The sequence below is a fragment of the Thermodesulfobacteriota bacterium genome (genome assembly GCA_035559815.1).
Taxonomy (GTDB): Bacteria; Desulfobacterota_D; UBA1144; order Nemesobacterales; family CSP1-2; genus DATMAT01.
Window position 1 is genome coordinate 1 of record DATMAT010000030.1, and the last position, 19,058, is coordinate 19,058.

Consider the following 19,058-nt stretch of genomic DNA (forward strand, 5'->3'; position numbering starts at 1 on the left):
CTCCGGTCTAACGATATGGGAGTCCCGTCTTTTCTTCTTCCTTTCTCGCTTATGTCGAGTTGTATGTCGTCCTTATTTGCGGTCATATTAGCTAATTCCCGGGTAGGAAATATAACAGATTATATCGGATTAATTAAATAGGCTAATTATATTAGTTGCAAACATTTATATTTGATGTGCCCTTTAGTGTAGAGACAGGCCGTGGCGTGTCTCTACAACATTTCTCTTATTTTATTGCAACAAACTTTATTTACTATATAATAGTTAGCTTATATTTTTGGCTAACCTACCCTAAATGAAAGAATTAATTCAAAAGGCGGAAACGCTCGTCGAGGCCCTTCCTTACATAAGGGAATTCTACGACAAGACCATCGTGGTGAAGTACGGCGGGAGCATAGGCGGGAAGGAGCTGCATAATTTTGCCCGCGACATTGTCCTCATGAAGTATGTGGGGATGCATCCGGTGGTAATTCATGGAGGGGGTCCTCAGATTGGCAGTCTTCTGGGAAGACTGGGAATAGAGTCCAAGTTCGTCGCCGGGCTCCGGGTTACCGATTCCGAGACGATGGAAATAGTGGAGATGGTGCTGGTGGGGAAGGTCAATCAGGAGATAATTTCAGCGATAAACTCGCTCGGCGGTAAGGCGGTAGGTGCATCCGGAAAAGAAGGGAAAATAATAGCCGCTAGAAAAATTGACGTATCGAAGCTCGCTCATGACAATGGCCTGGACATACCGGAGGATACCGACCTGGGAATGGTTGGTGAGGTGGAAAAGGTAAACCCTCATTTGATAAAGGTCCTTGAGCAGTCGGGCTTCATTCCGGTAATAGCTCCGATCGGCTTTGACGAGGATGGCAAGTCTTACAACATAAATGCCGACCATGTTGCCGGAAAGATCGCCGGAGCGCTTCAAGCGGAGAAGTTGGTTATCCTCACCGACGTGCCGGGAATACTGGATCAAGAGAAGAACCTAATTTCTTCCCTCGATGAGCGATCGGCAAGGGAGCTGATAAGAAAGGGAGTGATCTCGAGAGGAATGATACCCAAGGTTATGTGTGCAATAGAGGCTATACACGAGGGAGTCAATAAGGTGCATATCATCGATGGAAGGGTGGAGCATGCACTCATACTCGAGATATTCACCGATGCCGGCGTGGGGACAGAGATACTGCTTTGAACACCGAACAAATTATCTCAAAATCAGAGAGATACCTAATCCATAACTATTCCCGATATCCCATAGTACCGGTGAGAGGAGAGGGGTGCTGGTTATGGGATAAAGACGGTAAAAGATACCTCGATTTCACCACCGGGATCGCGGTGACAAACCTAGGCCATAGCCATCCGGCGATATTGAATGCCATAGAGGAGCAGGCTAAAAGCGTGATTCATGTCTCCAACTTATATCACATAGAGCCGCAGGTTGAATTGGCAGAGATTCTGGTGAGGAACTCTTTCGCAGACAAGGTTTTTTTCTGCAACAGCGGTACCGAGGCCAACGAGGGAGCAATAAAACTTGCCCGGAGATGGGGCGAGGCAAATGGGGGAAGATATAAAATAGTCTCGGCCCGGGGTTCCTTTCACGGTAGAACACTGGGAGCGCTGAGCGCCACCGGGCATAAGAAATATCAAAAGGGTTTTACCCCGCTCGTTCCCGGGTTCAAGTTCGTCCCCTATGGAAAGATAGGGCCGCTGGAAAGGGTGCTTAAGGATGAAAAGATATGTGCGGTGATGCTCGAGCCGATACAGGGGGAAAACGGCGTGGTAATTCCCCCGAGCGACTATTTATTAAATGTCAGGGAGCTTTGCCATCGGAAAAAGGTACTATTAATACTCGACGAGATCCAGGTCGGCCTGGGAAGGACGGGAAGGTTGTTTGCCTACGAAGATTACCGTGTGGAGCCGGATATAATGACCCTGGCCAAGGCTTTGGGCGGTGGGATACCCTGTGGTGCGGTCTTGGCGCGTGATGAGGTTGCCATGTATCTGACTCCGGGTTCTCATGGCTCTACCCTGGGTGGGAATGCCCTAGCTATGCACGCCGGCTGCGCAGTGTTGAAAACCATACTCGGTGATGGATTATTGGATAATGCGGCTAGGATGGGCGATTATTTTCTGGATAGGCTTACTCTGTTGCAGAGGAAATACAAAAAGTTAATAAAAGAGTCGAGGGGGAAGGGTCTTATTCTGGGAATTGAGCTTAAAGACAGGGATAAGGCAAAGCAGGTCTTTGGCAAATGCATGGCTAAGGGGCTTCTTACCATTCTCACCCAGGAGAGGGTGATAAGAATACTCCCTCCTCTTATAGTGAATCAAGGTGAAATCGATTTTGCGATAGATAAATTTAACCAGTCATTCAGCGAGGTGTCTTAATGCCGAGACATCTGCTCAGCATCTTTGACCTGGAGAAAGGGGAAATAGAATCCATCTTCGACCGGGCCGCTCAGCTCAAGGCGCTCAAGAAAAAGGGAAAGGTACAGCCAACTTTAAGGGGTAAATTTGTGGGGATGATATTTGAGAAGCTCTCGACTAGGACCAGGATATCGTTCGAAGTCGGAATAATGGATTTAGGTGGGAATCCGATATATCTGAACCCACGGGACATACAGCTTGGTCGAGGCGAGACCATAGCCGACACTGCAAGGGTACTCTCCTCATATCTTAACGGGGTTATAATCAGGACTTATGGCCAAGAGAGGATCGAAGAATTCGCCGAGCATTCGTCAATTCCGGTAATTAATGCCCTTACCGACCTAGAGCATCCCTGCCAGATTGTATCAGACCTGTTTACGATAAAGGAGAAGGGCTTAGACGTCCATAAAATAAAGCTTGCCTATATCGGGGACGGAAATAACGTAACCAATTCCTTGATCGGCTCTGCGGCGATATTTGGCTTTCATCTGAGCATAGCGGTTCCCAAGGGATATGAGCCGGATAAGAACATACTGAGGAAAGCCAGAGAGGAGTATCGGGCTCAGAAAATCGAGATAGTGAATGACCCTAAGGTTGCCGCAGAGAAAGCAGACGTGCTATACACCGATGTATGGGTCAGCATGGGGCAGGAAGAAAGCACCAGGGAAAAGCTCAAAATCTTTAAACCCTACCAGATTAACGAGGAGCTTCTCTCTATGGCAAAGTCGAGTGCGTTGGTGATGCACTGTCTACCCGCTCACCGGGGCGAGGAGATTACGGACGAAGTAATAGACGGGCCTAACTCGATCGTTTTTGAGCAGGCGGAGAATAGGCTGCACACTGGAAAAGCGATACTGGAGAAGTTTATCGGTAGTTAAATTTCAGTCTTTTTTCGAGTTAAAGGATGGAATGGGGGTGTTTCACCCTCCCCTTCATCCCCTCCCATCAAGGGAGGGGAAATTTTCGGATACCCTGCAACTCGCTGCCGGGTGGTTCATTTTAACTCAGTAATCTTCGTCTATGCTCATTCGTGGCTGGTAGTCTATGTCGAACGCCCCCCTTATGGGCTTAGAGTCTAGAACCCAGTAGCCGCCTTTTATGAAAATATTGAGAAGCGCAACCGGAGGCCGGATAACCAGACTGGCCAGTTTGAAGGGATGAATCGCATCAGCCGGGTCATATACGGTAATTTCCTGTTGACCCGCTCCCTGAGCAAATGCAGTGGAACTAAAGATTAGTATTCCAAGAGCTAAGGTGCAGGCTAATCTCTTCATTTTCGCACATCCTCCTTCTTACTTACTTTGTTTACAAGTAAGCTAAATTATAATGATTTAGCCAGCCAAGGTCAACGCCGCCAGTTAGCCGACTCCTCAGGAATATCCTTAGTGAAAGTAATACTTTGTTCTTTGACAGGGTCTACTACCTGCTTTGAGCTTTAGCCAGAACCGGATATGATGATCGCGGTGCGCTTATAGCCTTTTTATTCTGTTTGTTTGAGTACATCAGCTCATCAGCACGAATCAGAAGCTCCTCGATGGAGCTGGGCTGATTAGGGTCATAGCAGGTTACCCCTATACTTGCGGATAGTTTGTAGGGGCGATTCCCCTTGGCATTAACCGCCTCCAGGCTGCTATGTAAGGCTCTGGAGATTATTTCAGCGCAGTCTTTAGAGACGTCTTTAACAAGAACCACGAACTCGTCTCCTCCAAGGCGAGCAGTAATGTCGGAGGTACGAAAGGTCTGCCTCAGTACCTGCGCTATCTCCATAAGGGCTTGGTTGCCCTCTTTATGGCCGAAGGTGTCGTTTATTTGTTTTAGCCCGTCCATATCTAAGAAATAAACCAGGAATCTTTCATCTGTTCCTTTTATCGAATCTAAGTATCGCTCGGCCAGGGTTAAAAAACCGCGTCGGTTGTATAAACCGGTAAGCTCATCGGTGAGGGATTGGTTTCTCAATGCTTCCTCGTTTCTCTTGTAGTCGGTTATGTCTCGGAGCGATGCCAGATGAGCGGTTTTACCGTCCCACTTAATCTTGACCACCTGCATTTCTGCTACTAGCTTGCTCCCATCTTTATTGACTATGTTGACCTGTGTTTTTTCGTTTATTTCCAGGGGGAAGCCAAAAACCTCACCCATTAGCTCTTCCTTACTGCGGGAGAAAAGGACTTCTGCAGCGGGATTGGCATAAAGTATCATTCCGTCTTTATCTACGATGACTATCCCGTCGGCATTTCTTTCTATGACGTTTCTGAGGTTGTTTTCCTTACTCCAGAGGTTCTGTCTCTGTTCATTTATCTGAGCCCGATGTCTTTGAATGGCATAAAGTATAGAGCGTACCAGGTGTTTGCTATCAACATCTCCCTTGACTAAATAATCCTGAGCGCCCATCTGAACGGCTTTTAGGGCCAGGGTCTCGTCATCGGTTCCGGTTAGGAGCATGACCGGTGCGTATGGCTCCTGTGCATGCAGTTTGATGAATGTGTCTATTCCTCCACTATCAGGCAGGCTCAGGTCTAGGAGGACCAGGTCATATTCTTCGGATGATAACCGGTCTAAAGCCGACTGAAGACGGTCTTTCCATTCTACCTCAAAAGAGGCATCCTTGGCTTTTGCCAATATCATCTGAACAAGCTGGGCGTAGCTAAGGTCGTCTTCTACCAGTAGGATCTTGAGCCTGTCTTCCATGCTTACTCCAATACTGTTCGGATTTTGGTAATTTTTAAGGACAAGCTGATTTTAGCAAAGACTATGCCATGAATATTTATGTCTTAACTCTCATATATCGCAGAGTTTTTTTAATAACTTATATCCGGATTATGATATGAAAGACAAATTTTGTCAGAATACAAGGCTTTGAACACCAATACGGTCAAGCTGGTCGATCTATGTTTTTCGCAAGCAGAGACCTGAGAATGCCCAATTTCATTGGCCTGTCCTTGCTATATGGTTAAATCGGTTTGTCCGCAGATGCCGTTACGGCCCGATAAGAAGACAGTTGCCGACATCTACCGTCGGAACGCCGTCTTCTCGAATCGGGCTATCGGACCCGAAGATCGTACATTCCCCCAGAGCGCTTACATCAACTGTCGATGTCCCTTCCGCCCTAATTCCGTTTTCATTACCGGATATGTCTATGTTCTCACCTGCGCTCAGGGTGGTGGTTGAGTTTCCTTCTGCTCTAATCCCGTTTTCTTCGCCTGATATGTTGATGTTACCCTCGGCGTCTAGACTAAGAGTCGAGTTTCCTTCCGCTCTAATTCCGTTAGCTCCAGAGGTTACGCTGATATCATCGGTAGTAGCGAGGCTAACGGTTGCTGATGTGCCTCTGGCTCTTATGCCGTCCTCGGTCGAATCACAAGATATATATCCCGATATAATAGTTAATTCGGCAGTGCCACCAGCATCGATACATCTCTGGCAATTGGTGAGTATGAGGCTACCGGACTCAACGTTAAGAACACAGTTACCTTCGACTCGTATGCAATCATCTACTCCTCCACCGTCGACCACGATATCCGCACCCAATTCGCTAATGTCAACAAAGCCGGTCTCGCACCTGATCGTTCCTTCTACCTCCATTTCGTCGACTATAACCTCATCCGGGTTTAGGGTGACAACTATATTTATTATGGATCCCGGTGGTGAGGTGATTTCTGTAGAGGCGCTGAATTCATCTGTAATAAAGACCAGGGTTATATTTGTGGTAGCACTGGACGTTAGGCTCAGGGTGAAGTTACCTTCTTCATCGGTAATGTCGGTATCTACTGTTTCTCCATCTACTATCAGCTCGACGGTGATTCCGGAAACAGCCGAGGCCTGGGCATTGGCTTTTTTGGAAAGGCTCAAAAAGTCTTTGATCAGGGCTAACATGGATGTCTTTTTTTCTGATGGAGCATTTGCCGTCATAACATCGGCTACCCTGCCGTTTATGGTGGTTGTCTCCCCGCCATTCTGGCCACCGTCACCATCCCCTCCGCCGCAACTAATAAGTCCGGCGGACACAGTCAATGCTAATGCCAGAGAAAAAGACAAGCTTTTTATCAATCCGTTCATACCTCCCCTCCTTTGCCAATAGTTAGAATTTCAGAAAATTAAGGTGACTCATTGTTATGGATTCTCCAAAATGGCCAGAAAAATCTATAACATAAGAGGATTACTACCTGTTGTTTTGTTCTAGGTTTTTAATCCTGTTCTTAGCCTCCGCCACCAGTTTTTCGTATCTTGGATTATCAGCCGCGGGAAGGTCGATAAAATTTTGATAGTTCTTTACGGCTTTGTCCCTTTCCCCTTTGCTTTCGTATGCTAGCGCCAGGGTTATATGGGCCTCGGGAAAGTCAGGATTCATTTGTATTACCTGCTCAAATTCGCTTATGGCTTCGTCATACCGACCCTGGTTTCCCAGGGCAACCCCCAGGTTGTAGCGAGCAAGGCTATAGTCCGGGTTTACTTCTATGGCCTTCCTGTATTCCTCCTCTGCTTCATCAAACCTTTTCTGTGCTGCCATGGTAAGACCGAGATTATTATAGGCCTGCAATAAATGTGGGTTTACCTCGATTGCCTTTATAAGGTGCTCGGCAGCTTTATCGTATTTGCCTTTAGTGTAGTAGATATAACCCAAGTCATTATAGGCAACGCTCAAATTCGGGTTCAGGTCGAGGGCCTTTTTGATGTATTTGCTGTTTACGTCTGCATCGGTAACGGTCCAGAGTATGTAATAAGCCTCCGCATCGTCCGGGTTAAGCTCAACGGCCTTCTCCGCTTCCTTTTTGGCTTCCTCAAACCTGCCTAATGCACGATAGCTTGAGGCGAGAGCACGATGAGAATCACCCGAATCTGGCGCAAGCTCTATTGCCTTCTGACTGTGTTCAAGCGACTTATCATAGAGGTTAACCTCTTTTTTATTTTCATTTTGCTCTTTCCATAGACCATAAAAGGAATAGGCTTCTCCAAGCCCGGAATAGGCTGGGGCGTAGCTTTTATCCAGTTCGACTGCCTTTTCATATTGAGTTATTGCTTCTTGTAGACCCTCTGGCGAGAAAAGCAGGTAGGCTTCTCTCCCCTTTGAGTAGTGCTCTTTAGCCTTTTCCAGCTTCTCCTCGGGGGATGAGCAGCCAAAGGAAAGTAGACAGAATAAGAACACTGACGCTAAGCCGTAAGCAATAGATTTTACAGTTTTGTATTTCATTGCTTAGTCCTGTGATTGTTTTTATCTCAGTTGCTGCAAAAATAGCAAGCCCTATTTGTGTTTATGTTTCACCTTGAAGCTTTTGTGCCCGTAATGGTGTTGCTTGAAGTGTCCCGGGGGACCTCCATGAGGGTGCCCATGATACTTTTTAAGGAGTCCAGGAGGGCCTCCGTGAGGATGGCTGTGTATATGAATATGCCTTGGGGCAGAGTGAATAATAACAGGCGCTGGATGAACAAAAACTGGAGCAGGTTCTATTGTAACTGAGGGGTAGGTATAAACCGGGGGTACCAGAACAACCGGAGCGGGAGCAACAAAAACCGGAGCGGGCAGGCCGACGTTGAAGCTTAAGAACGCGTTTGAACCGATCCTCGAAACCAGTGATACGGAGGCGAACGCTGGCGCACTGTATACAACGGGTGATGGAGCGATGAATACCGGGGCGGGGATACCCTCTCCGATTCCTAGATTGAGGAATAGGTTTGTGTCTGCCCTTGTAGTTATGGGAAATAGAATAAATGATGAGACTATGAGTGAGAGAATTAGGAGAAATCTTTTCATCCTTTCCTCCTCATTTAACCCGGAGTTGGTATTGGCTTCTACCTCTATATAATTGAGGCTTTTTCATAAATGGTTCCTGGTTATAACTATACCGAGGTTTAGATTACTCTCTTTTGGAACCTTTAATCATCATAATCATCGTCGTAATACTTGTAATAATGCTTATAATGCTTCTTGTGGTGCTTGTGGTATTTGAAATGACCATACGGGGCAATAAATATCGGAGCCGGTTGGATAAAAACTGGGCGTGGGGCTACAACAACGGGTGGTGGGGCAACGTACACCGGGCTCGGAGCCACATAGACAGGTGCCGGGGCGCCAATGCCGAAATTTATAAAAAAATCGGTTCCGGCCATTGATGTAGCCGGTATTGCAAGAACTGTTATTAAGACAGCTATTAGAAGCAATTTTTTCATCTTTTCTCCTCCTATAATTGAGCCTACATATTTAAACCGGTCATATAGCGACAGGGTTTCATGATAAATTGGCAATATCCGTACCAGCCTTGGGGTAATTCTAATTCCTTAGTGTTCTTTGCCGGTTATGTTTGTGAGTAATCTTGAGTGATTTATAAATATAATGAGATGTGTGATAATGCACTGTAAAACTGTGCAAAATAGCACAACTAATAATTAGGAAAAATTAGACTTGGACGGACAATAGCACCGTTAACCTGGGTCAAGGTTGTTATGCTCACTTTCTAATATTCCACCTATCTTTCTTATTCGGTTTTGAAAAGCGTTTTTCCTCGTTTTTGAATAAAGTTCCGGTTTCCGCCATTTCGATTTTTTCATATTTGTTTTCGGTAGATTTTTCAAGCGAGCCTGCCTTCTGGAATGATGCCTTCTTAGTTTCTCCGGCTGGCAGTTCTTCTTCGGCGCCTAGTTTATTATTGATTGTTTTCAATGATGCATCCTTGCCCGGAGCCTCCTCGCGATACCTTTCCTTTATCTCGATTTGGTGATCGGTTGATTGATAGTGTGTTACTCCCATACCGGGGTTCACGCTATCAGGGAGTGAGGACTCGAATTGCGAACTGGTCTTACCCGCCTCAAAAGACTCGCTATCCTCTGCCTTTTTTAGTATGGGGAAGACGGAGATAAGCATGATTGCCAGCATGGCCAGAACTAAAAAACTCTTTTTGTCCGAATGAAGCTCCCAAACCCTGATACCAAGCCTTTGTGGCAGTATATTCGACCATTTTGGTTTTTTGATCGCCGTTTCCATATCTCGTGCAAAGTCCCTGACGTTCTCATAGCGGTCTTCCGGGTTTTTAGCCAGGGCCTTCAGGATGACTTTGCCCAGCTTTCTTGAGACCTTGTTGTTTATCTCCCAAGGAGGTAAAGGCTTTTCCTCTAGGTGGCCTTTCATGATTTTGTACTCTGAGTCGCTGTTGAACGGAACCGTTCCGGTGAGCATCTCGTAAAAGGTAATGCCGAAGGAATAGACATCGGATGCAACGCTGGTTTCCTCTCCCAGTATCAGTTCAGGTGACATATAACGAAATGTCCCGACCAGGCCTGTTTTAGTCAGTGCTTTCTCGCCTATTACTTTGGCTATTCCAAAATCAGTGACTTTAACCAGGCCGCTTTCGGTGAACATGATGTTACTGGGTTTAATATCTCGATGAATCACCCCCTTTGAGTGCATAAAGTCTAGAGCCTGTAAGACACTCGAGGATATTGATACCGCTTCTTCTATTGCTAGCGCATTTTCTCTTCTTAACCTCTTCTCCAAGGTTTCGCCGTTCACGAATTCCATTATCAGGAAGACTTCATCCTCCTCCTCCACATAATTAAGCAGGTTGACTACGTTGGGGTGGGAGAATTTGGCTTGGATCCTAGCTTCCTTGATGAACCTCTTCCTCATGTTGGGGTCTTCCGAAAATTGAGGGGAAAGCACCTTGATCGCTACCTCTTGTTCCAGGGTTATATGTATGCCCTTATAGACTATGCCCATCCCACCCTGGCCGATCTTTTCCAATAATCTGTAAGAACCGACTTCCTTGCCTACCATATCGGCTCCCCCTCTACACATTCGCCGGTAATATGAAGAAATCCCGGCCTTTTTAGCTCAGACCTAATTATACAGCGAGCTTACGGAAGATGGTCGTAGGCTTACCAGGATGGCACTATTCCGGCTTAATATGATTAAAAAGTCTCTTATCTCAGTGAACTCCGTGGCTATCTTATTCCTTTTTGCCAAAATGGGTTAGCATGGTAGTATAAACCCGATGTTGCATGTGCTAACAGGCAAGGCAAAGGGTAGAAAATTAAAGGTTCCTAGGGGAAAGGGCGTTAGGCCCACCACCGGAAGGGTAAAAAAAACCATATTCGACACACTCGGTGATATAAAAGGACTGAGGGTGCTAGACCTGTTTGCCGGTTCCGGAAGTTTGGGTTTAGAGGCTTTGAGTCGGGATGTAGCCCACGTGACATTTGTGGAGAAGGACCCTTCTGTTTGTAGAGTGCTCAAGGAGAATATAACACTTTGCGGCTTCATGGACAGGGCAGATTTGATATGCGTCCACTACCAACGGGCGCTAAGGAGGCTTAAAAGGGGCGGACAAAAATTCGACCTGGTCTTTATCGACCCGCCCTACATTTCCTACGGAACCAAGGGGGTTTCTGATTTTATCGAGGATGTATCGGAACTCCTCGAGGATGACGGGGTAATCGTGATCGAACATAACTACAAGATAGACGACCTGCCGGGACACTTTAATAAGGTTACTAAGCCTTTTGGCGGTACCCAGCTCAGCTTTTTCAGAAGAGGTGACAGATGAAGAGAGTCGCAATCTATCCCGGCTCTTTCGACCCGTTCACGAACGGCCATATCAACATAATCGAGCGCGGGGTCAAGGTCTTTGATACGGTGATAGTCGCCGTCGCTCATAATACTTCCAAGAAGACTACCTTTACTCTAGAGGAAAGGGTGGAAATCATACGGGAGATATTCAAAAACCGTTCAGAGGTAAAGATAGATTACTTCGAGGGATTATTAGTGGAATACGCAAAGAAAATAGGAACAAATATAGTGCTTCGCGGTATGAGAACGGTGTCCGACTTCGAATACGAGCTTCAAATGGCGTTATCTAACAAACTGCTCTATTCGGAGCTGGAGACGGTATTTATGGTTACCGAAAGCGTATATTCACACATCAGCTCTTCGCTTATTAAGGAGATAATAACCCTGGGCGGCTCTGCAAAGGAGATGGTTCCGGAGATTGTGGAGAAAAAGTTGAGGGAGAAGTTACTCAAGCATAGGGAGGATTAACTAGATGAGACTAGCCGCACGCGCGGAAAAACTAAAGCCGTCGGCGACACTGGCGATTACTGCCAAGGCCAAGGCCCTCAAGGCTCAGGGCATAGACGTAGTCGGATTCGGGGCTGGAGAGCCCGATTTCGATACCCCGGATAACATAAAAGACCGGGCCATCAAGGCCATAAAAGAAGGATTCACCAAGTACACCGCTGTGGGCGGAATCGACGAGCTTAAGAACGCTATTATTTATCGTCTAAAGGAAGACCACGCGCTTCAGTACGATAAGGCAGAGATAATCGTATCCTGTGGCGCCAAGCATACTCTATATAATCTATCCCAGGTCCTCTTTGAGGATGGGGACGAGGTCATAATTCCTTCCCCTTACTGGGTCTCATATCCGGAGCAGGTAAGCCTTGCCGGGGGCACTCCGGTAATTATCGAGACCGAGGAGGAAGCCGGGTTCAAAATCGACCCGGACAAGCTCAAAAAACTGATCACTCCCAGGACCAAGGCGTTAATACTCAACTATCCTTCTAACCCCACCGGGGCTACTTATAACGAGGAGGAGTTGAAAGATATAGTCAATATCGCTATGAATTCGGGATTGATTATAATTTCCGATGAGATTTACGAAAAGATTCTATACGACGGGCTTACCCACACACCGGTAGCCAAGTTGGGCGAGGAGGTGAAGAAGTCCACCATACTGGTGAACGGTGTCTCCAAATCTTATTCCATGACCGGATGGAGGATCGGATTTGCGGCCGGGGATAAAAAAATAATCGGGGCTATGAATAATCTCCAGGGACAGTCCACGTCAAACCCGGTATCCATTTCTCAGATAGCGGCTGTAGAAGCGTTTCAAGGCTCACAAGAAGAAGTAAAAAAGATGGCAATGGAATTTGAGAAGAGAAAGAATTACATAGTGAAGAGGCTAAGCGACATTCCCGGTTTCAAGTGTTTTAATCCCCAGGGTGCCTTCTATGTGTTTCCCAATATTTCGAGATTTTATAGAAAGAAGCATAATGGAAAAGAGATAAAAAATTCCGTCGATTTTACTGAGTTCCTCCTGGAGGAAGCGAAAGTCGCTGTCGTTCCCGGGATAGAATTCGGGTCGGATAATCATATCAGAATCTCCTATGCTACCTCGATGGATGAGATAAAGAAAGGCATCGATAGAGTAGAGAAAGCCGTGGAAAAACTGAAATGAATCCTATGAGGAAATAAAACATCTCTTTCCCGAAATATCTTGGTCAAGCATGTTTATCGAATCAACGCGGAAGTTCTCTAGCAAGTTGTTCGTGTCCGGAGTCTACACAAAGCTCGACGAAATCTAAAGTCTTTTAAGGTAAAGTGATTAGGTTAGTTTTAACTAATGTAGGGAACGCATATATGCGTTCCCTACTACTCTACTCGTCTAGATTTACGGTCAAGCCAATTATTTAGGATTCTATTAATGCTAAAGATAAAAGTAGGTATTTCAATTTCTTTGACCGGAAGATATCAAATCCAAGGGAGGGAGAGCTTTGAGGGGCTTTTACTCTGGGCCGAGGAAATAAACAAATCAGGAGGTATCTTTGTTAAACAGTATGGAAAAAGAATCCCGGTCAAACTCATTCACTACGATGACCGGAGCTCGGCGGAAGAGTGCACCGAGCTTGTGGAAAGGCTCATTTCTGGGGATCGAGTCGATATCCTGATAGGCCCCTATTCGAGCGGGCTTACCCTAGCTGCGGCCCCAGTTTCAGAGAGATATGAAAAAATACTCTGGAACCACGGCGGAGCGACGGACGAGATTTTCGAGAAGGGATTTAAATATGTAGTAAGCGCAATTAGCCCGGCAAGTGAATACTTTAATGGACTAATTGAAATGGTCAGAAAAATCGACAGCCAGGCGAGGAAGGTAGCTATTTTTCGCGCTGAGGACAGCGGTTTTTCCGGCATGGTATCGGATGGAGCCAGGCGTTTTTCCGGCGGGTATGGTTTTGATGTAACCGAATTTAGATACCGGTCGGGCACTCAGGATTTCTCATCTCTTCTCGGTCGGGCTAAAGAATATAACCCCGATTTGATTCTCGGCGCGGGAAGAATGGAGGATGACCTACTTCTGGCAAGGCAAATCTTGGAAAAGAGGGTTCACGCCAACGCGATCGGGCTTATAGCCGCCAGTATAAAGGAGTTCCATAAAGCGCTGGGAGAGCAATCTGAGGGATTCCTGGCGCCTAGTCAGTGGGAGCAGGGAATCAGGGTAAAACCGGAATTCGGCCCAACCCCTGATCAGTTCTCGGCTACATTCAAAGCCAGATATGGAAAATATCCCGACTATACCGCCGCCCAAAGCTATAACATCGGCCTAATCATTCAAAGGTCCGTCGAGGAAACGGGGACTCTAGAGGACTCGGTGTTAAGGGATTGGACAGGTAAAGCGGACTTTGATACATTCTACGGGCATTTCAAGGTTGACTCGGCCTCCGGCAAACAGGTAGGTCATGAAGTGCTAGTGGTTCAATGGCAGGCTGGGAATAAACTAATCGTTTATCCAGAGGGGTTGGCTGAAACCAGCCCGATATATCCTAAGCCGATAGCCTGAGTTTTTGTTTCTGACGATCGCTAATGAATTTGTTATATGGTAAGTCAGAGCACAGGCGGTAAATAAAAAAGGGTAAGCCAGCTTGACGTTGTTACCGGCTTACCCTTTGGAGGATGGGGAATTTATGAAAATTGCTCACGGATGAATTAAAAAATCGATTCCCCTGTTACCTTATTTTCCTCCATCCTCTTTTTGATTGTCCACCTTCCGGGTGTAATCTTGCTCAAGTTTCATAATGAACTTTTTGATTCTCGTCTCGGCCATCTATTAAGTCGCTAAATCTGTCTCATTCATTTGCTGCTGGGAAGACAACTATGCTTACTTTCTCATCTCCTGTTTTCACAGTAGCATCTGATTGCAAAGTCCCTACACCTACCTCTTTTTCTATGCCTTTTAATCCGTCCTTTGCCTCTTTTAGCTTTTCCCATCCCGGGTAGTCGAACTCGATCTCAAGTATCTCTAACTCCCCTGTTATCTGGTCAAAGACAAACATTTCATTCTTACGATTTGTTTTTAATTTGCTATTGTCTTCCATACCGTCCTCTTACACCTAATATAAATAGATATTTAAATTGACTGCAATGTTTATGCCAACGGCATGGAATTGCTCTTAACCTACTGTGATTCTTATATAATCGATAATTTCATCTCGTAGTGCCGGACTAGTTGTGACAAATATTGTCACCATCATACAATTGCTGACAAAATTATGACAAAGAATGTCAATCGCTAATTTGTACCAGAAAAACCAACCACCATTTTTTGTTATTAAGCATTACTCTAAACCTGCACGCTTTTTATCCGGGCTTTATAAAACAAATATTCAAGAGACCGGAAGAGATTGCCGAAACCCTTGTTTCAACTACATTATTTAGATATATAAGTAGCTTGAAAAACACAATAGTACTTTAGGGTGATTTTAGAGTTAGTAGTTTTTGTAATCCATGGTCCCTATGAGCTGACCCTAACTTGACAAGCGGGGCACTGGCGCGATTGTAGAGCATAAGACCGGACCGATAAACATCCGTTTAACATTTAGCCACAGGTAAAATATCTTAGTTCATCTGATGAAAAATCGCCGGTTTACTAATTTCCGGATAGGATGATATATTGTTTGCTGGAGGTAGCGATTAATGTATACGACGGGCACGAGATTTGTGGTCAAGCTTATGATTAAGCTTGGCGATAGTCAATTCGAACCCGGCCTGAGGGGCACTATCCTTGGAAGCGTTAACAAGATGGTGGGTAAGGCGTATAGGGTACGGTTTGATGATGGCCGGGAGGCGGAACTTCATGTAGTGACCATGAATAACCAAACCAATGTTATTACCGAAGACGGTAAGGAGATAGACATTCACGCGCTGATGAGGGGTGAGAGAGGGTGATCGTTTATAAAAAGTTTCTGGAAGGCAACTCATGTCTCTTCGACTTCTAAGTATATGTTGATGGACTCCCACTCATCGTACAGCTTGTTTAGTGTGTTTTCCAGTTGACAGTACTCGTTTGCTATTTCATGGGAAAGTTCTTTGTCTTCGTAGAATCGGGGGTTCTGGAGGAGGCTCTCGATCTCTGATTTTCTTTCCTCCATCTTCTGTATTCTCTCCTCCAGTTCGGCCAGTCCTTTTCGAATCTGTTTGGGAGATAGCAGTTTCCAATCTTTTAAGTTCTCGATACCCCGTTCCAGGACTTCTCGGTACATCTTGTTTCGTTCTTCAGCCTCCGAGCGTTTATTCTCTTTCAATCTGTCCCGGGTTTTTACGGCCTCGATACCAAGATTTTCGTTATTTATCTCGGCCTTTTGACCACCGTTGTTATCGGTGGAGAAATCTTGCATTTCCTTGTTCAAATGGTATTGGTAACCGGAATAGTTTCCGAGAAACGCGTGAACCTGGCCGTGCCCGACGTACCATACCTTGTTGGCAATCCTGTCCAGAAAATGCCGGTCGTGGCTTACAACGACAAAAGTACCGGTGTACTGGCTCAATGCCTCTATCAGTATTTTCCTGGATTGGATGTCGAGATGATTGGTGGGCTCATCCAATATCATGAAGTTTGTGGGAGAGATGAGCGTTTTTGCTAATGCTACACGGCTTTTCTCTCCTCCGGACAGTACTCCTATGCGTTTGAAAACATCATCGCCGGTGAAAAGAAAAGCCCCGAGGAGTGACCTGAGCATGGTTTCATTCTTCCCGTTGCTGTGCTCTTCCAGTTCACCTATGATTGTATTTGACGGGTTCAGGGATTCGGCTTGATGCTGGGCGAAATAGGTAATTTCAGTCTTGTACCCTATCTTACGCGTTCCCTCGAACGGCTCTATGCCCAGAAGAATCCTGGCCAGCGTGCTTTTTCCAGCTCCGTTTTTACCGACAAGGGCTATCTTGTCCCCTCGTTCTATTACCAGGGGTCCTGTATCTTTAAACACCACTTTGCCATTGCCACTTTTGTGGTTGTATGTTTTAGAGAAAGTGGAAAGCTCTATCACTGTCCTTCCGGACTTCTCCGGCTCTGGGAACCGAAAATGTATAGATGGGTCTTCCACGGGTGGAGGAGGAATACGTTCCATCTTCTCTAGCATCTTTATCCGGCTTTGCACCTGTCTGGCCTTGGTTGCCTTGTAACGAAAGCGTTCGATAAAGCGCTCAATCTGGCGGATTTGTCTTTGCTGGTTTTCGTATGCGGATTCATGCAGAGCCCGCCGTGATTCCCTCTGCTGAAGATATGATGTGTAGTTGCCGGTGTATTCGATAACCTGTCCCAGCGTCAGTTCGACGATATGGTCGACCATCCTGTCCAGAAAGTAACGGTCGTGGGATACCAGCACTACCGTGCCCGGAAATGTTTTCAAATAGTTTTCCAGCCAGTCGATGCTTTCGATATCCAGATGGTTCGTAGGCTCGTCCAGGAGAAGTAGGTCGGGATTCCGGAGCAGGAGCTTGGCCAGTGCTACGCGCATACGCCAGCCGCCGGAAAAGGTGTCTATAAGTTTTGCTAACTCGTCGGTTTCAAACCCCAGTCCCATGAGTAGTTTCTCGGCTTGATACTGAGTCTTGTGAGCGTCTCTCGCTGTAAGTTCCGTATGGATTATATCCAGGCGGGAAATTAATCTCTTATATTCCTGGCTCTCAAAATCCGAGACTGCTTTCAGCGTCTCGGTTATGCTTTCCGCTTCCTTTTCCAGTTCGTATATCTCCTTGAATGCGGTCATGGCTTCGTCAAGCACGGTGCGCTCGGATCTTTCCTCCTGTATTTCCTGGGGAAGATAACCAATTGTCATAGAGGAGGACATGGAAATAGACCCGGAGTCGGGCTGCCGTATGCCGGCAATAACATCCATGAGCGTCGTCTTGCCCACGCCGTTAGGGCCGACCAGGCCGATTTTCCTTCCCTCCTTGATGTGCCAAGAGAGGTCTTTAAAGATCACCTGTGCGCCGAAGCTAAGGGAGATGTTGACTAGCTGGATCATTTTTGTTACGTGGGTAAGAGTTGGCTTTTTATTATACTGGTTTTTTCGAGAGAGTTTTTCTCGGTTGTGAGAGTAAATCTAAAAGCAACTCTTAATCAATTACAAGTTATAGCCCGGTTAATTATACCTTGAGTGGCTTAAAGTTAGCTATTTTTGTGCTCCGGTTTTTGTATTAAAATCGCTGAGGTGAAATGTCCCAACAAGAGAATCTTCATTGACTCCAATTTCCAATCGGTTATATAATGGCTGAGAAGTAATAGAACATCCACCTGGTACGTTTACTTGTTTTCTCATAAGGAGGGTTTAAAAGATGGGAAGTATAATAAACATTCTTTTAATTTTGGTCTTATTGTTTGGTATCGGTTGCACCAAATCAGGTTCTTTTCCCTCCGGGCGCTTAATAGACCTCACCCACGACTTTTCTTCCGAAACGGTATATTGGCCTACTTCCGAGCCTTTCCGATTGGAAACGGTGTTTAGCGGGGTTACCGATAAGGGATTCTTTTACTCCGCCTATCAATTCTCTACCGCCGAACACGGCGGGACGCACATCGATGCCCCGGTCCATTTTGCCGAAGGGCGAAACACCGTGGACCAGATTCCCTTGGAAAAACTGATGGGCCCGGCGGTGGTCATTGACGTCTCCTCAAAGGCGTTGGAGAACCGAGACTACCAAATAAGCAACGAAGATTTTACGGCCTGGGAGTCAGAACATGGCAACATCCCGGATAATGCCATTGTTCTCCTGCACACCGGCTACGGCCGTTACTGGCCGGATAGGGTCAAATACATGGGAACGGACAAACGCGGCCCTGATGCGGTGAAGGACTTGCATTTTCCTGGTCTTCATCCGGAAGCGGCTAAGTGGCTGGTCGAAAACCGCAAGATCAGTGCTGTGGGGCTCGACACCCCCAGCATTGATTACGGCCAATCGGAGCTGTTCGAGAGTCATCGGGTCCTCTTCGATAAAAACATTCCGGCGTTCGAGAATGTAGCCAACCTGGAAAAGTTGCCGGCTAAAGGCGCCATAGTTTTTGCGCTGCCCATGAAAATTAAAGGGGGGAGCGGCGGCCCGTTGCGCATCGTTGCGCTTATTCCGGATGAGGCGAGGTAGAGCCGAGTTTTTTCTAGGTTAAGGATGTGCGATTTTCCTAGGAATGTTATGTTTTGTAGAGATTTCCCTTGACTTTTTTGTCTTTTTATACTATGAATAAATTCCCCAATCAATTAACCAAGAAAAAGGCAAAGGGCCTTTTTCTTCCTCGTAAAAAACCTTAATCCAAGGGGGGATAAATCATGAAGCTAGTGAGAAATAGACTTTATAGATTATCGATAATAGTTATCGTTTTGGCCAGCTTCACCCCGGTTTCTCTCATTTCCAAGAGCGTAGAAGGGGCCATGGTCAGCTCACAGATGATTCTGTCAGGTGGTAAGGCTGCGTTCAGGGGGATGGATGAGGAGAAGGTCCGGCGGATGCTGGAGAATAAGATAGTGGCGGAGAGGCTTAAGAGCCATGGGCTTAGCAAAGAAGAAGTAATGGCCAAGATGGATAGGATGAGCGATGAGCAGATACATCAGTTGGC

At 46.2% G+C, this 19,058-nt stretch carries 19 protein-coding genes; 11 read left to right on the forward strand and 8 right to left on the reverse strand.

What is annotated here, in order from left to right; all coding sequences use genetic code 11:
• Positions 1-295 precede the first annotated feature (295 nt).
• Genes argB through argF form a run of 3 tightly spaced genes read left to right on the forward strand, consistent with a single transcriptional unit; the run spans position 296 to position 3,290 of the window.
• Entirely contained in the window at positions 296-1,177 is an 882-nt protein-coding gene (gene argB / locus VNN20_08800) for an acetylglutamate kinase (protein HWP92279.1), read from the forward strand.
• Positions 1,174-2,373, forward strand: coding sequence for an aspartate aminotransferase family protein (locus VNN20_08805; GenBank protein ID HWP92280.1), 1,200 nt, complete (start codon positions 1,174-1,176; stop codon positions 2,371-2,373). The genes argB and VNN20_08805 overlap by 4 nt, the downstream gene beginning before the upstream one ends.
• On the forward strand, positions 2,373-3,290 hold the full coding sequence (gene argF / locus VNN20_08810; GenBank protein ID HWP92281.1) for an ornithine carbamoyltransferase: 918 nt from the start codon (positions 2,373-2,375) through the stop codon (positions 3,288-3,290). Before VNN20_08805 ends, argF begins: the two co-directional genes overlap by 1 nt.
• Before the next feature lie 126 nt (positions 3,291-3,416).
• On the opposite strand, the gene VNN20_08815 is transcribed toward argF, so the two are convergent.
• The 4 genes from VNN20_08815 to VNN20_08830 all read right to left on the reverse strand — a co-directional run bounded on the left by VNN20_08815 (position 3,417) and on the right by VNN20_08830 (position 7,597).
• Entirely contained in the window at positions 3,417-3,686 is a 270-nt protein-coding gene (locus VNN20_08815) for a hypothetical protein (GenBank protein ID HWP92282.1), read from the reverse strand.
• Positions 3,687-3,831: 145 nt separating this feature from the next.
• A complete protein-coding gene (locus tag VNN20_08820) occupies positions 3,832-5,097 on the reverse strand; it encodes a diguanylate cyclase (protein ID HWP92283.1) in 1,266 nt (421 codons plus the stop codon).
• A gap of 288 nt (positions 5,098-5,385) precedes the next feature.
• Positions 5,386-6,465, reverse strand: a complete 1,080-nt coding sequence (locus VNN20_08825; GenBank protein HWP92284.1) for a hypothetical protein — start codon at positions 6,463-6,465, stop codon at positions 5,386-5,388.
• Between the two features lie 103 nt (positions 6,466-6,568).
• Positions 6,569-7,597, reverse strand: a complete 1,029-nt coding sequence (locus VNN20_08830; protein ID HWP92285.1) for a tetratricopeptide repeat protein — start codon at positions 7,595-7,597, stop codon at positions 6,569-6,571.
• A gap of 340 nt (positions 7,598-7,937) precedes the next feature.
• On the opposite strand from VNN20_08830, the gene VNN20_08835 reads away from it, so the two are divergent.
• Entirely contained in the window at positions 7,938-8,210 is a 273-nt protein-coding gene (locus VNN20_08835; GenBank protein HWP92286.1) for a hypothetical protein, read from the forward strand.
• A 70-nt stretch (positions 8,211-8,280) separates the two neighbouring features.
• Here VNN20_08835 and VNN20_08840 read toward each other — a convergent pair whose 3' ends face one another.
• Both VNN20_08840 and VNN20_08845 read right to left on the reverse strand, forming a co-directional pair.
• The gene (locus tag VNN20_08840) at positions 8,281-8,574 is read right to left on the reverse strand and encodes a hypothetical protein (protein HWP92287.1); all 294 of its coding nucleotides are present in this window, start codon (positions 8,572-8,574) and stop codon (positions 8,281-8,283) included.
• 277 nt (positions 8,575-8,851) lie between these two features.
• Positions 8,852-10,174 (reverse strand): serine/threonine-protein kinase, encoded by a 1,323-nt coding sequence (locus tag VNN20_08845; GenBank protein HWP92288.1) that lies wholly within the window; start codon positions 10,172-10,174, stop codon positions 8,852-8,854.
• Between the two features lie 217 nt (positions 10,175-10,391).
• Here VNN20_08845 and rsmD point away from each other — a divergent pair, with 217 nt between their 5' ends.
• The 4 genes from rsmD to VNN20_08865 all read left to right on the forward strand — a co-directional run bounded on the left by rsmD (position 10,392) and on the right by VNN20_08865 (position 14,012).
• Positions 10,392-10,943, forward strand: a complete 552-nt coding sequence (gene rsmD, locus VNN20_08850) for a 16S rRNA (guanine(966)-N(2))-methyltransferase RsmD (GenBank protein ID HWP92289.1) — start codon at positions 10,392-10,394, stop codon at positions 10,941-10,943.
• A complete protein-coding gene (gene coaD / locus VNN20_08855) occupies positions 10,940-11,434 on the forward strand; it encodes a pantetheine-phosphate adenylyltransferase (GenBank protein HWP92290.1) in 495 nt (164 codons plus the stop codon). Before rsmD ends, coaD begins: the two co-directional genes overlap by 4 nt.
• 4 nt (positions 11,435-11,438) lie before the next feature.
• Positions 11,439-12,632 (forward strand): pyridoxal phosphate-dependent aminotransferase, encoded by a 1,194-nt coding sequence (locus tag VNN20_08860; GenBank protein HWP92291.1) that lies wholly within the window; start codon positions 11,439-11,441, stop codon positions 12,630-12,632.
• Positions 12,633-12,878: 246 nt separating this feature from the next.
• Positions 12,879-14,012, forward strand: coding sequence for an amino acid ABC transporter substrate-binding protein (locus tag VNN20_08865; protein HWP92292.1), 1,134 nt, complete (start codon positions 12,879-12,881; stop codon positions 14,010-14,012).
• A gap of 286 nt (positions 14,013-14,298) precedes the next feature.
• Here the strand turns inward: VNN20_08865 and VNN20_08870 are convergent, their stop codons facing one another.
• A complete protein-coding gene (locus VNN20_08870) occupies positions 14,299-14,547 on the reverse strand; it encodes a hypothetical protein (GenBank protein HWP92293.1) in 249 nt (82 codons plus the stop codon).
• Between the two features lie 598 nt (positions 14,548-15,145).
• On the opposite strand from VNN20_08870, the gene VNN20_08875 reads away from it, so the two are divergent.
• The gene (locus VNN20_08875) at positions 15,146-15,397 is read left to right on the forward strand and encodes a hypothetical protein (protein HWP92294.1); all 252 of its coding nucleotides are present in this window, start codon (positions 15,146-15,148) and stop codon (positions 15,395-15,397) included.
• A gap of 29 nt (positions 15,398-15,426) precedes the next feature.
• Here VNN20_08875 and VNN20_08880 read toward each other — a convergent pair whose 3' ends face one another.
• Complete coding sequence (locus tag VNN20_08880; protein HWP92295.1) at positions 15,427-17,475, reverse strand: ABC-F family ATP-binding cassette domain-containing protein; 2,049 nt, start codon at positions 17,473-17,475, stop codon at positions 15,427-15,429.
• A gap of 310 nt (positions 17,476-17,785) precedes the next feature.
• Between VNN20_08880 and VNN20_08885 the strand changes: the two genes are divergently transcribed.
• Together VNN20_08885 and VNN20_08890 are read left to right on the forward strand one after the other, a co-directional pair.
• The gene (locus tag VNN20_08885; GenBank protein ID HWP92296.1) at positions 17,786-18,589 is read left to right on the forward strand and encodes a cyclase family protein; all 804 of its coding nucleotides are present in this window, start codon (positions 17,786-17,788) and stop codon (positions 18,587-18,589) included.
• 182 nt (positions 18,590-18,771) lie between these two features.
• On the forward strand, positions 18,772-19,058 hold a 287-nt coding region (locus VNN20_08890; protein ID HWP92297.1), incomplete at its 3' end, for a PA2779 family protein.